Below are 15138 nucleotides of genomic sequence, written 5' to 3'. Positions count from 1 at the left end.
ATTTGCATTTCCTTGCATGTGTAAAACAGGGTTAAAACCCTGTTCAATTTATAATTCTGCCATTATCGGTCGCTACCGACGATAGTAAAATATAAATAAACTTTTGTTACACGGTATTAGTATCAAGAAATTTTGCATTTGTATTATTTCTGAATTCTAAATTCTAAACTCTAAATTGGTTCATGCTTACAGCCATTTCTCCCATTGATGGACGTTACCAACGTCATACAAAATCGTTACAAAATTATTTTTCAGAATATGCGCTTATCAAAGCTCGTGTACAAGTAGAAATTGAATATTTTATTGCGCTTTGTAAAGTTCCTAAAACAGAATTATCACAACTTCCAGAGCTTTCCGAAACACAGCTTATTTACCTAAGAAAAATCTATACCGAATTTTCTTTAGAGAATGCTCAAAAAATAAAAGAAACTGAAAAAGTTACTAATCATGATGTAAAGGCAGTTGAGTATTTTGTAAAAGAAGAGTTAGAAAAGCTAGATTTAGGAATTTATAATGAATTTGTGCATTTTGGTCTAACCTCACAAGATATAAACAATACAGCCAATCCCATTTTACTAAAAGAAGCTGAAGAAAAAGTTCTTTTTGAAGAGATAAATACGAGTATAGAACTATTAAATTCTATTTCAGAAGAATGGAAATCAATTCCGTTGTTGGCTCATACACACGGACAGCCTGCATCGCCTACTCATTTGGGAAAAGAAATAAAGGTTTTTGCGTATCGTTTGGAAAAACAATTTGAAAGCCTCAAAACACTTCCTCATACAGGTAAATTTGGAGGAGCGACTGGAAATTTTAATGCCCACAAAGTAGCTTATCCAAAAACAGATTGGAGAAGTTTTGGAAAGAATTTTTTAGCTGCTCATTTGGGTTTGGAACGCCAAGAATGGACTACACAAATTGATAATTATGATTTTTTGGCAGCACGACTAGATGCTTATAAGCGAATCAATACTATTTTGATAGATTTTAGTAGAGATATTTGGGCGTATGTTTCGATGGGGTATTTCAAGCAAAAAATAAATCCGAATGAGGTGGGTTCTTCGGCAATGCCTCATAAAGTCAATCCAATAGATTTTGAAAATGCAGAGGGAAATTTAGGAATTTCGACAGCTCTTTTCGAACATTTATCTACCAAACTTCCTATTTCTAGGTTACAGCGTGATTTGACAGACTCAACCGTTTTGAGAAACTTGGGTGTTCCGTTTGGGCATTTTCTGATTGCTCTCAAGTCTCTTCAAAAAGGTATTTCTAAATTAGAGATAAATGAAGCCAAAATAAAAGCTGATTTAGAAAACAATTGGGCTGTTGTGGCAGAAGCTATACAGACAGTTTTGAGAAGAGAAAGTTATCCAAAGCCTTATGAAGCCTTAAAAGCACTCACACGCACAGGAAAAACAATGAATGAGGAAACAATTCATGAGTTTATAAAGACTTTAAATGTTTCTGATGCTATAAAAAATGAACTTTTAGAGATTACACCTTTTAATTTTACGGGTTATAACTAACTCCAATTTCATAAGTAATTGGGCAGAATTACATATAACAAAACCCACGATTTTAATCGTGGGAAAAAAAGCAGAAAACACACTCTAACTATCCCATAACTAAAGTTATGGGTTTCATTCTAAAAAAGATGCTTAATAAATAAGCTGTAAATAATTTAGTTCAATTACTTATTACCGACTTATTTATCTAGTCTGAAATACGTAATCTATAACTAGAATTTTGTAGAAGAGAAAAAGTGCTATTTTGAGCGATAGAAGGCTGTAGGGTCGTCTAAGTCTTTAAAAATTGTTCTTTGACAGGTAAAAAAAATATTTTTAATTGTTAATTTTCTGATTATCAATGATTTATGTGTGTCGTCGTACTCTAGGGGTTTTCTTACTACTGGACTGCGACGACAAACTTGGTATTTTTTTAAAATAAAAATTAGGTTTCTATTGCAGAAACCAACTTTTTTTCTGAAATTGTAACGGAAATTAATCGAACCCAAGTGGGATTGAAACAGGTACTAAAATTTCTAATCTGACTATTAAAGTAAGAAATTAATCGAACCCAAGTGGGATTGAAACTGGCTCAATAGATAGACTTTCAGAAGCTGTCAGAAGAAATTAATCGAACCCAAGTGGGATTGAAACAATGTTTGTCCTGGTAGAAGTTTTATAATTTCTTCGAAATTAATCGAACCCAAGTGGGATTGAAACAAAAAGAAGTGTGTTTTTAGCTCTTATATAATCTAAAAATTAATCGAACCCAAGTGGGATTGAAACATTTGAATTAGCGTGGACATCTTTCGACAAACCTGAAATTAATCGAACCCAAGTGGGATTGAAACTTGCTGTTACTTAGTTGGTAGTATGATTGTTTTGTGTAAATTAATCGAACCCAAGTGGGATTGAAACACCGTTACAGATGGGCAAAGTGTTTTTCTCAAAACCAAATTAATCGAACCCAAGTGGGATTGAAACTAATTCTTTTTGTCTTCTGACGTGTAAACAGGGTTTAAATTAATCGAACCCAAGTGGGATTGAAACATTTGAATTAGCGTGGACATCTTTCGACAAACCTGAAATTAATCGAACCCAAGTGAGATTGAAACAATTGCTATTGACACAGCTTCAGCAATTTCAGGGGTAAATTAATCGAACCCAAGTGGGATTGAAACACAAATAATTGTTGGTCAGGTGTTTGTACTTTTCCAAGAAATTAATCGAACCCAAGTGGGATTGAAACCTAAAATTATGTAATTTGAGTGAGGTAATGTTTTGCAAAATTAATCGAACCCAAGTGGGATTGAAACAGCGTTAGAACATCTGAAAAATTAGGTTCTACCCAACAAATTAATCGAACCCAAGTGGGATTGAAACATGGATTCCCGGGTTAAAAAATTGGCAGGTAGGAAAAATTAATCGAACCCAAGTGGGATTGAAACTAGCGCATTCTTATAGCTTTATAAAAAACCTCAAATAAATTAATCGTACCCAAGTGGGATTGAAATACTTATCATAGATAGATTTAGAAATAAAAAAATATAGCCGTAATTTGTAATTGTTCTCTAGCGTTAAAAAGATAAAATAAGTAGCACAATTATCAAAATTTTCGTATCTTTTATATCCGTAATGTAAATTAAATAAACTGCTCTAAAAAAAACAATAAACATAATGATTATTAATGAGTTATGACTAAAAAAGAGCAGAATAAAGATTTATAAAAGAAAAATATAAAAAGAATAAAAAAGCGATAAACGAGCAATGCAAAATCATTATACTACTTTGGGAATTCCAGAACTTGCTTCTCAAGAGCAAGCTAAAGTAGCCTTTAAACGCTTGGCAGTCGAATATCATCCAGATAAAAACCCTGATAACCCAATTGCAGAAGAGCTTTTCAAAAGGATTAATGAAGCCTATCAAGTTTTGTCTAATCCAGTTATGAAACAGCAATATGATACAACACTTCGTTTTGCTTATTCATATAGTTATTATGTCAATCATCGTCCCCAAGAAGCTGAGCAAAATTTTCAACGTTATCACACAGAACGCCAAAAAGACCCAAAAAACACCAATCTTTATTCTACTTTAATTTCTATCGGACTTATAGCTTATATGTTTTTGCTAGTCAATTCTATTCATAATTTTATGAGTCGGTTTCATTATTATCAAGCTCTTCAAAGTATCGAAATTAAAGAGTATGATAAAGCAATAGATGAACTTAGTTATTCCATAGGCTATGATAATTCTTTTGCAACAGCTTATTTTTTGCGAGCGAAGTTATATAGTGAGCATTTTCGTTTTCCGAATGGAGCTTTGAAAGATTATACAAAGGCAATTGAAAATGCACTCATTCAGGAAAGTGATTTTTATTTGGAAAGAGGAATTGCTTATGGTCAAATTAATGAAAAAGAGGGTGCAATTACAGATTTTTCTACAGCTCTTGACCTAAGCAAATACGAACAAAAAACAGCTCAAGAAATAGCTGATGAATATTATAATAGTCTCAAAGAATACGAATTAGCTATTGAAATTTATACTACTCTGATAAAACAAGATTCTACAAAACCTGTCTATTATGAGCAGCGAGCTTTGGCTTATGCAAATCTTCAAAATGATAATTTGGCACAAAAAGATTTTGAAACAATAATCCAGAGGAATGATAATCCAAACCAAAAACGAGTTGAAATAATAGCAAAACTAGAAAATGAAGTCAAAAATTATGTTTTAGCTTTAAAAAATAACTTCATTCTAATCAATGAAAATCCAACAGAATCAGATTTTCATTATACTCGTTCTAATTTATTTTTTAAGTTAAATAATCAGGACAAAGGAATGGAAAACTTAAACTTAGCTATTCTTTACAATGATGGTAAAAAAGAATATTATGTGCAACGAGCTAAACTGCTTTTAGACCTTCAACAACCTGATAAAGCCTGTAAAGATTGGAAAAAAGCGAGAGAATTAGGAAACACTATCAAGAATACGACACTAGATTTTTTCTGTTTTGATGAATTAGATGTAAATTAGTTTTACCTTATAAAAATACCATTTGTTTAGGGAGTAAAAAATTATTAGCAAGTGATTTGTATGATTACTATGATAATTACAGGATAATACAATAAAAATAAAATAAATATTAAAAAATTATTATTATTATTTAGCTTCACTGACTTTCAGTTGTATTTATCTTGTGTTTCATTTTAAAACCGATAGCTCGGCGAAGCCAAATCATACAAATCACTCGCTAATTAATTCAAAACTATTCCCATTCAATAGTAGCAGGAGGTTTTGAGCTAATATCATAAACTACTCTGTTTACACCTCTTACATTATTGATAATTTTGTTGGAAATATCAGCTAAAAATTCATAAGGCAAATGACACCAATCGGCTGTCATTCCGTCCAAACTTGTAACGGCACGCAAAGCCACTACATTTTCGTAGGTACGTTCATCTCCCATTACACCAACCGAATTGACAGGCAAAAGAATAGAACCAGCTTGCCAAACCTCATCATACAAACCTGCATCTCTGAGTCCATTGATAAAAATAGCATCTACTTCTTGCAAAATATCTACTCTATCTACTGAAACTGCTCCTAAAATACGAATAGCTAATCCAGGTCCTGGGAAAGGATGGCGTTGTAAGATAAAATTATCGATGCCAAGCTCTGCGCCTACTCTTCTAACTTCATCTTTAAACAAATCACGTAAAGGCTCTACAATTTTGAGATTCATCTTTTCAGGAAGTCCACCCACATTGTGATGCGATTTGATAGTAGCAGAAGGACCTTTTACAGAAACAGATTCGATTACATCTGGATAAATTGTTCCTTGTCCGAGCCATTTTACATCTTGAATTCGTTTTGCTTCTTCATCAAAAACTTCAATAAATGTAAAACCGATTGCTTTTCGTTTGTCTTCTGGGTCGGTTTTGTCTTTTAGCTTGTGATAAAAACGTTCTTTTGAATCTACGCCAGTTACATTTAAGCCCATTTTGTGATAGGTTTCCAAAACTTGTTCGAATTCTCCTTTTCTCAAAAGACCATTATCAACAAAAATTCCATATAGATTTTTTCCAATTGCTTTATGTAAAAGAACAGCAGCAACTGTAGAATCTACGCCACCCGAAAGAGCCAAAACAACTTTATCATTACCTAATTTCTCTTTCAAAGATTGAATAGTATCCTCTACAAAAGCAGCAGGAGTCCAGTCTTGCGAACATTTACAAATATTGACTAAGAAATTTTCTACAATTTTTTTGCCGTCTGTCGAATGCGTTACTTCGGGGTGAAATTGCAAACCATACGTAGGTTCGCCTTTAAAATGATAGGCTGCCACAGGAATACTCGCTGTTTTGGCAATCACTTCAATAGAATCTGGGAGAGAATAAATACTATCTCCATGAGACATCCAAATTTGAGAATCGGCTGTGATTCCTTCCAAAAGTGGATTTTCTGTAACAGGAATTAGTTTTGCTCTGCCATATTCACGAGTTTCTGAGCGTTTGACTTCGCCTTCGTGGGTATGAGCTAAAAGTTGTGCGCCATAACAAACAGCTAAAATAGGTAGTTTTTTGCGCCATTCTGAAATTTGTGGTACTCTAGGCGAATCTTCTTGATGCACCGAATACGGACTCCCTGAAAGAATAATTCCTTTAATTTCACCAGATGAAAGGTCAAGTTGAGGGATGTTATTAAAAGGGTGTATTTCACAAAATACGTTGAGTTCACGAACACGACGAGCGATAAGCTGTGTATATTGTGAACCAAAATCTAGGATAATAATTTTTTCTTGCATACGCAAAGGTAAGAAAAGCGTTTTTTTCTGAAAACTTTATTCTTCCTTTTTAATAAAATAGACTTCTGCTATTTTTCCTTCCTTCATTTTATAAATAGCAATAGCTTCTAATGATTGGTCTCCATAAAAACCAGTAACTAATTCTTGGTCAATGATAGTATTTCCTAGCACTTCTCTACTTGTAACTAGGCAATTCAAATTAGGAGATTTTTGAAATAAATCTTGGTAGGTAGTTCTTAAAAACTCTTTTCCTTTTCCTAATAATTGATTTGGAAAGTTATAAATGGCAATATCTTCGTGGTAAGTATCTAAAAAAGCATTTATATCTCTGTTGTTATATGCTTTTAGTTGCTGATCAATACTAGTTACTTCTTTTATTGTAGGTTTTACTTTGTCAAATTGCATATTTTTTGCCCCAAAATTAGAAATATAGAAGCCTTCTATTTTATCATTTGCTTCAAAAAATTCAAGTTCAAAAGCAAAACTATTTATTCCATCAAATTTATTTTTTCCTGTTTCTGTTAATGAAATATCATCTAATCTTGGGTGCGTCATTACTAACTGTCCATCTTTTAGTTTGACTTGATATTGAGTAGCTAATTCTTCGTTATAATAAATTCCTTCATAAGAATTGAGTTGATTAGAGTAGGGCTTCTCTTCTGTATTATCTGGATTTGTCTTAGAAGTATCTTTTTTTGTTTCTTTGAGGTAATCTTTTAAAAATATTTCAGCTAAAGGATAACTCTTTTCTATCGTAGTATAATGTTCATTATTGCTCAGCGTAATGACTGCAAATTCTTTTTTTGGAAACCTCGTCAGTACTGCTCTAAAGCCTGCATCATGTCCTCCATGGCTAAGAACTTTCAGACCTTTATACTCATAACTTAACTGACCTTTAGCATAATACAAATCTTGTTCTGGTGTGTGCGCCCAAATAACAGGACTATTGTCATCAAGATAAGATATTTCATTAAATTTTTTTATTAACTTCGCATTTCCTACTAGAGGGTTATGAAAATTCGAAACCCATTTAGCTAAATCCTCAACTGTTGTAAAAAGACTGGTTGCACCGACTGTAGTATAACTGAGTGTACGCTTATTAAAATTCCCCTCTACTTTTTCATAGGAATAAGCTCTATTTTTTATTAATTTATTATAATCATCATAAAATAGGGTATTGGTCATTTTTAAAGGATTAAAAATATTTTCTTGGCAATACTGTGCAAAACTCTTCCCTGAAACTCGTTCTATTATTACTGCTGCAAGTGTATAACCTGTATTGCTGTACATAAATTGAGTTCCAGTTTCAAAATTGAGTTTCTTCTGTTTACTGACAAGTTTCAAAATCTGATTTTCTGTAATTACATCCTCCAGTCTCCAGCCTGCTAAGGTAAGCAAAGCCCATTGGTCTCTTAGTCCACTCGTATGTGCCAAGAGGTGTTTTATTTTGATTATTTTATCATATTGAGGAAGTTCTGGAATATATTTTCTTACATCGTCTTCTAAAGAAATCTTACCTTCTTCTTGAAGTAAATAAATAGCAAAGGCAGTAAACTGTTTTGAAACCGAACCGATATTAAAAAGAGTATTTATATTTATTGGAAGATTGTATTCAAGATTGGCTAAACCATATCCCTTCTGAAAAATTGTTTTTCCATCTTGTACAACAGCTACTGCTACACCTGCTGTATTTCCACTATATTCTGAAAAAAGAGAATCTATTTGAGTTTCAAGTTTTGATTCTGTTTGAGCAAATAATTTATTATTACAGATAACGAGAAGAATAAAAAATGATAAATATTTCATAGTTTTTTTAATTTAATTGAAACTAATGGTTTTGAATTATATTTGAATAGTATATTAATTTTCTTTTTCAACTATTTCTTGCCAAGAGTAACTCTTATGTACAATTTTCCAAGTACCTTCATATTTGAGTAGTAGAAAGTAGTCAGTAAAAATTCTCCAGTTTGGAATTACTATTTCGGCTTTCGCTATGGCAGCATCTTTCTCTACATCGACGGAAATAATACGTCCTATTCGACTCGTTTTTTTGCCCTCTTTTATTGCAGAAATATATTTTTCTCCCGAGCGAATCCATAAAGTATCTTCAGCTACTGTATAGAGATTAAAGTCTGGATGGAATGCTCTTCGAAGTCTTTCTGGTTCTCCGTTTCCTGTTCCTTCGATATAATCTATTAAGGTGGCTCTAATTTGCTCTAGCTCACTCTTTTGCACTATTCTATTCTTGTTTTTGAAGTTTTGGTTTATTAGTTTTATCACTTCTTCTGCGATTTTTGTAGCTGAACTTGGGTCTTGCCCTGTTACAAATCTTTCATCAACACTATAAAACTCATCATTTCCTTTATCAGAATAAATAAAAACTCCTTCATTGTTTTTTATAGCTTCATCTATGGCAAAAGGAAAAGTTTTGTAATACTCCTTTTCTTTTTTCTCAAAACTATCTGGATAACCTGTTATTTTTCTTCCTGCATAAAGTGATTTGCCGTTTTTATCTTTTAAATAAGCAATGCCTGCACTTCCATGACATATTGTTGAGATGATTCCATTATTAGTATAGATTTCTTGGGCAATGTTCTGCAGAGTTTTATTTTCTGCCACGCCATACATCGCTGCTCCTCCTCCACTATAAAAAATGGCTACATAGTCCTCAGTCCTAATTTCATTTGGTGTTACCGTGTTTTTGAGTTTATTCATAAAAAAACCATCATACAAATATTTTTCCTGAATACTATCAGATGTGTTGATATAACCTATAGGAATAGCTCCTCCTTCAGGACTAACAAAGTCAATCATAAAACCTGCTTTTGTAAATATATCGTAAGGAACGACGATTTCTCCAAAGTGATTGGAAGTTTTGATATTTGTATCTCCATAATAATGTTGATTTGAAGTAACAAAGAGAATTTTTTGCTGTGCAAAAGTGCTAGTCAGTTTGAAGCATAGCAAGACGAATAATACAAATTTTACTGTACTCATAATGTCAAAAGTTTAATTTTTAGATTCTTAAATTAGATTTGACACAAGAATAGAAATTAAAAATCAGACATAGGTTTTAGTTTATAAATCTGTAGTACGAGTTTATAAATTAGGACATTTTGATAGGAAGAAAAGGAGAATTATTTTTTATACTTTTTCTTGTAACTATCTGGTGTGTAGTTAGTTATCTTTTTGAAAGTAGAGAAGAACGTAGATTTTGAATTAAATCCACATTCGTAGCCAATGGCTTCTAGTGTATATGAATCATTTAAGAGTAAAAGCTTTTTTGCAGCCTCAATTCGATGTTCATTTATGTAAAGAGGAAAACTTTTGTTTAGATTATCATTCAGAAATTGTGATAAATAATGAGGCAAGACGTTGATTTTTTCGGCTAAATCAGGGAGCTTGAGGTTTGGATCTCTGAATAATTCTTCTTCTGCAATTATTCTTTCTATCCTTGTTTTCAGTTGATTTGCTTCTTGCTCATCTATTTTTTTATTCGCATATTTTTCAATAGGTTTTGGAGTAGCTTTTTCTTTGTTACTTTCTAAATTATGTAATTGTTGGTCTTTACTGATTTTATTTTTTACTTCTGTTGAATTAGAGCGTTTTAAAAACCAAAACAGTCCTAAAATATAAAAAACAAAAGAAAAAGATAAAGCTCCTACAATATAAGAGGCATACGAACCAAAAACATAAGCAGTCCAAATACACAACACCCCAAAGAAAATATTTACTTGCCAAATTTGGCTTTCACTAAGTTTTGTGTTTTTTGTAAATAATTTTTTAAGCTCATTTCTCAACTCCCAAGCACTAAGCAAAATATAAACAAACCATTGTAGGTAAATCATTTTGACAAAATAATTCCAAAGCAAACGGTTTTCGGAGTAGGAATAGAAATAATTGAAAATAGAGATGCAAATAAGCCAAAGCAATACGTGAATCCACCAATAAGTTGATTTATTTTTATTTTCTATTTTTTTTGAATCATTATCACTACTTGCCTTTATATAAAAGTAAAGAAAAACACCAATTAAAAGACAAGCCGAAAGCCCAATCTGTATAAAAATATCAAAAATTTTATCATTAAAGAATAAAAATATGGATTTAGTAATCCGAACACTGATAACAAAAAGAAGACCTCCTAAAAAATAATCAGAATTTTTTTTCTTGGAAAAAAAAACAAAATAAGCTGCTAACAAAAACCCATTGAAAGCTCCTAAAGCACTAAAGAAGAATAAAATTTGTTTTTCTAAGCCCATATTATTTAGATAAATTCAAAAAGTATATTTTCACAGTCATTGCTTACTAGTAAGTGATTACTATTTATTGGGCATCCTAAAGTGCATATTGTGAACCAAAATCTAGGATAATAATTTTTTCTTGCATACGCAAAGGTAAGAAAAGCCTTTTTTTCTAAAAATTTTAATTGAACCAAAAACCTACCAAATGAAAATTAAATCAAGATAAAAAATAAGAATTGCTATTGTATTACACTTTCTAAGGGATTGAAATTAAATACTGTTTTTTAATCAACTAATAATCAGTAGTTTAAATTAGCTTTGCTGCTTTGACAGGTCGTAATTCGTAATTTTTAATTCGTAATTGTACTTAAGCTATCAATCTCTTCTATTCCTAAAACGATTTTTTCAAAAGGAGTTTTTATGGCTTCTTTTACTAATTTGTGTCCTTCTGCATTCCAATGTCCGTCTCCTTGTATGAAATATTTTTTATTTACTTGCTCAAAAGAAGTTTCTTTTACCTTTTCTTCAAAAACTGGAAATAAATTGATGAAATGAATATTATTTTTCTGTGTAAACCTTTCCCATGTTTCTAACTGTCTTTTATGATTATTTATCATAGTAGCCCACGGATAAACAGCAATAGTAAGTTTGATGTTTTTTTCTTTACACAGTTCTACTAGTTTTTGCATGTGGTTTTCAGCAAGCTTAATTCCTTCTTTTCCCCATTCTTGATAAACAGCATCGTTATCTATCCAAGATAGTCTATTGCTTATATACTTTATTTTTTCATCTGCTTCTGGGTCAGCAAAAAACTTATTATAAGTATTAGAAACTAATCTCACCAATAATGAGTGATTTTTATAAATATCCAAAAGAGAATTGTCATCTTTTTTATTATAACGGTAATACTCTATTGTTCCTGCTTTAGGGACAAATTTTTCATTGCAATTAGGTTCAAAGTCTTTATAATTTATTTCATCTTGAATATCTGAGCCATCTATGAAAACCCATAAATAATCAATCTTAAAGTTTTCTACTTCGGTATAATATTTTATTTTGTTGTAATAAACAAGAGGAGAATAAGAAACACAGCCAGCATTCCAAAGTTCTATTTGATTATTGGTTGAAAACTCTTGTCTCATTCGTCCAAAAAAAGTATTTTGATAAATTACTCCTACTCCTTCTGTAAAAGAATCTCCAATAAAGACAACTTGTTTTTTATCCAAATTCTGTTTTGCTTCAAAAACAGAAGAGTCTTTAAAGGCAAAAGAATTTGTGTAAAGAGGATATTTAATATCTCCCCAAACTCCTTCTACTGCCATATTTTGTACAAGTCCGTGATGAAAGCAAGGGTGTGGTGTTCTGTAATGACTCGCTTTATAGATTCTTTCTACTTCTTTTTCATTAAAGAATGCAAACCCAAAAAAGTCTATCAGAATTACAAAAAATAGAATAAAACAAATAAATACACTTCCTGCATTTCGTTTCAAAAAATCTTTAGAAGTAGAAGCAAAATTTCCTTTCAGCCTTCGTATTACTTCGGGTAACCAAAGCAATGCTGAGAGAATCAAAAATACTTGCATGAAACCTACAAAAACATAAGTACCCCAAAATATGATTTTCCCGTCACCATCTCCTATAGCTATATCAAATCCGTATTGTAAGAGCCAAAGAAGCACTGCAATAAGTAAAAAGGAAAGGCTAGGGTTTAATTTTTTAAACATTTTATAGATTTAGTTTTTTCAGTAGAAATTTGTTTTTGTAGTAAAAACTCTATTCAAAAGTATGTAGTTCTAATAATAAATCCTAATTTTGCAGTTCATACATTTCTACATTACTATTAGCAAATGAATATTCTCGGCATTTCAGCATTTTATCACGATTCGGCAGCAGCACTTCTCCAAGACGGAAAAATAATTGCAGCAGCTCAAGAAGAACGTTTTACACGAATAAAACATGATCCAAATTTTCCTACACAGGCTATAAAATACTGTTTGGAAGAATCTGGACTTACACTTGATAAACTAGATGCGATTGTTTTTTATGACAAACCTCTTCTCAAATTTGAACGCCTTTTAGAAACCTATTATGCTTTTTCTCCAAAAGGCTTACTTTCTTTTTTGACGGCAATTCCTGTTTGGCTAAAAGAAAAAATGTTTTTGAAACGCATGATTTATCAAGAGCTAAAAGAAATAGAAGACTACGACAAAAAAAGTTTTAAACTTCTCTTTCCCGAACATCACTTATCACATGCTGCAAGTGCTTTCTATCCTTCAAATTATGAAGATGCAGCCATTCTTACAATTGACGGTGTTGGAGAATGGGCAACTGTTTCTATTTGTCATGGAAAAGGAAAAGATATTACAATTCTAAAAGAACTACAATTTCCTCATTCTTTAGGTCTTTTGTATTCTGCTTTTACCTATTATACAGGTTTTAAAGTCAATTCAGGAGAATATAAATTGATGGGACTTGCTCCTTATGGAAATCCAGAAGCAGACCAAACCAAAGAATTTGTAAGAAAAATAAAAGAAACTCTTTGTCATGTTTATCCTGATGGTTCTATTTGGTTAGACCAATCGTATTTCAATTATGCGACAGGATTACGCATGATTCAAGAAAAAAAATGGGAACAGCTTTTTGGTGTGCCCACAAGAAAGTCAGAAACTCCAATCGATCAAGTGCATTGTGATTTGGCTTTGGCTATTCAGCAAGTGACAGAAGAAGTAGTTATTTTGATGGCACATGAAGCAAAACGCCTGACAGGTTCAAAAAATCTTTGTATGGCTGGTGGTGTTGCTCTAAATTGTGTCGCAAATGGAAAACTAGAAAAAGAGAATATTTTTGAGAATATTTTTATTCAGCCAGCAGCAGGTGATGCTGGTGGTGCTTTGGGAGCCGCACAAGCAGCTTATCATATTTATTTCGGACAAGAAAGAGAGATTACTGATACTTTAGACCAAATGCAGGGTAGTTATTTAGGACCTCAATATTCAGAATTAGATATTCAGAAGATGGGCAAAAAATACAATGCTGTTTCAGAAAAGTATGCTAATTTTGATGATTTAGCTAGAAAAACAGCTTCTCTTTTAGCAGAAGGAAATGTAATTGGTTGGTTTCAAGGAAGAATGGAGTTTGGTCCTAGAGCTTTGGGAGGTAGAAGTATCTTAGGAGATGCACGTAACCCAGAAATGCAGAAAAAATTAAACTTGAAAATTAAATATAGAGAGGGATTTAGACCTTTTGCACCTTCAGTTTTGGCTGAAAAAGTAGAAGAGTATTTTGAGCAAACAACACCTTCTCCATATATGCTTTTGGTGCAGCCTGTCAAAGAATCTCGTCAAAATAAATTTCCAGATAATTACAATTCATTGCCTTTAATGGAAAAGTTGTATTTTCTCAGAAGTGATTTGCCTTCTATTACCCATATTGATTATTCGGCTCGTATTCAGACTGTTCATAAGGAAACAAACCCAAGATACTGGAAACTCATTAGTGCTTTTGAAGAGCAAACAGGATATGCTTTGGTAGTCAATACAAGTTTTAATGTACGTGGAGAACCTATCGTTTGTACACCAGAAGATGCTTATAAATGTTTGATGCGTACAGAAATGGATTATTTAGTAATTGGAGATTTTATTTTTGATAAAAAACTTCAACCTGAATGGGCTGAAAAAGATGATTGGCGTACAGAATTTGCATTAGACTAATTATAATTTCTGTAAAATACTCTTTAGAGTGTTTTGTACTGAAAATTTGATTTACACTAAAAATAAACTCATTTAAAAATAGAAAGAATATGGATTTTTTAAAAGATTTATGGGCATTTATGATGCAACGTAAAAAGTTTTGGCTTGCTCCAATGATTATTATTTTGATGCTTTTGGGCGTTCTTATTGTTATTGGTGGTGGTTCTGCTATTGCTCCTTTTATTTATACCTTATTTTAAAAATTAAATTATGCAAAGAGTAAAAGTAGTCGAAGCCTTATTAGCCATTATGGTTGGTTTTATGGTATTTTATTTTGTCTTTAAGATAGATGTTTTGTTGTATATTCCTTTTGGAATTGGAGTGATTGCGCTCTTTTGGAATTGGCTTGCTGAAAAAATAGCTTGGGTATGGCTCAAGTTTGCAGGTGTTTTAGGAGTGATAAATGGAAAAATTTTACTTTCTATTGTCTTTTTTGTCTTCCTTACTCCAATTGCTTTTATAAACAGGCTTTTTTCTAAGAATATGTTGCAGCTCAAAAAAGAAGATCATAATTCTGTCTTTGTAGAACGAAATCTAAAGTATAAAAAAGAAGATTTAGAAAATATTTTCTAAAAAAAATACATACAGTTCAAAAAACAGTCTATGCAAAAGTATAGGCTTTTTTTTTGACCTTTTTTACAAGAAAAATAAATATAATATTTTTGATATAAATTAATTGTGTTTTTTGTATAAGTAAAATTTGATTTTTAAACTAGTCGTGAAATATTTGATTTATTTTTAACGTAAAAAAGAGTGATAATTAACAGTGATAATTTATATTTTTTATAAATAAAACGTATTTTTTGACTGATTAACTAATGAAAGAGTGTTTTTTTGTT

Annotated in this window: 10 protein-coding genes and 1 CRISPR repeat array; of the genes, 5 read left to right on the top strand and 5 right to left on the bottom strand. The window is 31.6% G+C overall.

Going from position 1 to position 15138, the window contains the following annotated elements:
- Positions 1–182: 182 nt before the first annotated feature.
- Both purB and V9L04_RS01755 read left to right on the top strand, forming a co-directional pair.
- Positions 183–1526 carry an adenylosuccinate lyase gene (purB, locus tag V9L04_RS01760; RefSeq protein WP_338792342.1) on the top strand — a complete coding sequence of 448 codons (1344 nt, stop codon included), beginning with the start codon at positions 183–185 and terminating at the stop codon, positions 1524–1526.
- Between the two features lie 471 nt (positions 1527–1997).
- A CRISPR array of direct repeats spans positions 1998–3019; the repeat unit is 30 nt; unit sequence AAATTAATCGAACCCAAGTGGGATTGAAAC.
- 253 nt (positions 3020–3272) lie between these two features.
- Positions 3273–4538 carry a DnaJ domain-containing protein gene (locus tag V9L04_RS01755; RefSeq protein ID WP_338792341.1) on the top strand — a complete coding sequence of 422 codons (1266 nt, stop codon included), beginning with the start codon at positions 3273–3275 and terminating at the stop codon, positions 4536–4538.
- A gap of 232 nt (positions 4539–4770) precedes the next feature.
- Here the strand turns inward: V9L04_RS01755 and guaA are convergent, their stop codons facing one another.
- The 5 genes from guaA to V9L04_RS01730 all read right to left on the bottom strand — a co-directional run bounded on the left by guaA (position 4771) and on the right by V9L04_RS01730 (position 12274).
- Complete coding sequence (gene guaA / locus V9L04_RS01750; RefSeq protein ID WP_338792340.1) at positions 4771–6309, bottom strand: glutamine-hydrolyzing GMP synthase; 1539 nt, start codon at positions 6307–6309, stop codon at positions 4771–4773.
- 36 nt (positions 6310–6345) lie between these two features.
- Positions 6346–8115 carry a serine hydrolase gene (locus V9L04_RS01745; RefSeq protein WP_338792339.1) on the bottom strand — a complete coding sequence of 590 codons (1770 nt, stop codon included), beginning with the start codon at positions 8113–8115 and terminating at the stop codon, positions 6346–6348.
- A 54-nt stretch (positions 8116–8169) separates the two neighbouring features.
- Positions 8170–9306, bottom strand: coding sequence for a nuclear transport factor 2 family protein (locus V9L04_RS01740; protein WP_338792338.1), 1137 nt, complete (start codon positions 9304–9306; stop codon positions 8170–8172).
- Between the two features lie 140 nt (positions 9307–9446).
- A complete protein-coding gene (locus V9L04_RS01735; protein ID WP_338792337.1) occupies positions 9447–10568 on the bottom strand; it encodes a helix-turn-helix domain-containing protein in 1122 nt (373 codons plus the stop codon).
- Positions 10569–10900: 332 nt separating this feature from the next.
- Positions 10901–12274, bottom strand: coding sequence for a hypothetical protein (locus V9L04_RS01730; RefSeq protein ID WP_338792336.1), 1374 nt, complete (start codon positions 12272–12274; stop codon positions 10901–10903).
- A 123-nt stretch (positions 12275–12397) separates the two neighbouring features.
- Here V9L04_RS01730 and V9L04_RS01725 point away from each other — a divergent pair, with 123 nt between their 5' ends.
- The 3 genes from V9L04_RS01725 (at position 12398) to V9L04_RS01715 (ending at position 14872) form a co-directional block, all read left to right on the top strand.
- Positions 12398–14260 carry a carbamoyltransferase gene (locus V9L04_RS01725; RefSeq protein WP_338792335.1) on the top strand — a complete coding sequence of 621 codons (1863 nt, stop codon included), beginning with the start codon at positions 12398–12400 and terminating at the stop codon, positions 14258–14260.
- An 89-nt stretch (positions 14261–14349) separates the two neighbouring features.
- Complete coding sequence (locus V9L04_RS01720; protein ID WP_338767018.1) at positions 14350–14499, top strand: DUF5989 family protein; 150 nt, start codon at positions 14350–14352, stop codon at positions 14497–14499.
- 10 nt (positions 14500–14509) lie between these two features.
- The gene (locus V9L04_RS01715) at positions 14510–14872 is read left to right on the top strand and encodes a hypothetical protein (RefSeq protein ID WP_338792334.1); all 363 of its coding nucleotides are present in this window, start codon (positions 14510–14512) and stop codon (positions 14870–14872) included.
- Positions 14873–15138: the final 266 nt, after the last annotated feature.

The organism is Bernardetia sp. MNP-M8, assembly GCF_037126285.1.
GTDB lineage: Bacteria > Bacteroidota > Bacteroidia > Cytophagales > Bernardetiaceae > Bernardetia.
The sequence above is the reverse complement of the archived record's forward strand: the minus strand, read 5'-3'. Positions and strand labels throughout refer to the sequence as shown.

Coding starts and splice junctions, on each gene's coding strand:
- purB (WP_338792342.1), top strand. CDS start 183: ATGCTTACAGCCATTTCTCCCATTGATGGACGTTACCAACGTCATACA.
- V9L04_RS01755 (WP_338792341.1), top strand. CDS start 3,273: ATGCAAAATCATTATACTACTTTGGGAATTCCAGAACTTGCTTCTCAA.
- guaA (WP_338792340.1), bottom strand. CDS start 6,309: ATGCAAGAAAAAATTATTATCCTAGATTTTGGTTCACAATATACACAG.
- V9L04_RS01745 (WP_338792339.1), bottom strand. CDS start 8,115: ATGAAATATTTATCATTTTTTATTCTTCTCGTTATCTGTAATAATAAA.
- V9L04_RS01740 (WP_338792338.1), bottom strand. CDS start 9,306: ATGAGTACAGTAAAATTTGTATTATTCGTCTTGCTATGCTTCAAACTG.
- V9L04_RS01735 (WP_338792337.1), bottom strand. CDS start 10,568: ATGGGCTTAGAAAAACAAATTTTATTCTTCTTTAGTGCTTTAGGAGCT.
- V9L04_RS01730 (WP_338792336.1), bottom strand. CDS start 12,274: ATGTTTAAAAAATTAAACCCTAGCCTTTCCTTTTTACTTATTGCAGTG.
- V9L04_RS01725 (WP_338792335.1), top strand. CDS start 12,398: ATGAATATTCTCGGCATTTCAGCATTTTATCACGATTCGGCAGCAGCA.
- V9L04_RS01720 (WP_338767018.1), top strand. CDS start 14,350: ATGGATTTTTTAAAAGATTTATGGGCATTTATGATGCAACGTAAAAAG.
- V9L04_RS01715 (WP_338792334.1), top strand. CDS start 14,510: ATGCAAAGAGTAAAAGTAGTCGAAGCCTTATTAGCCATTATGGTTGGT.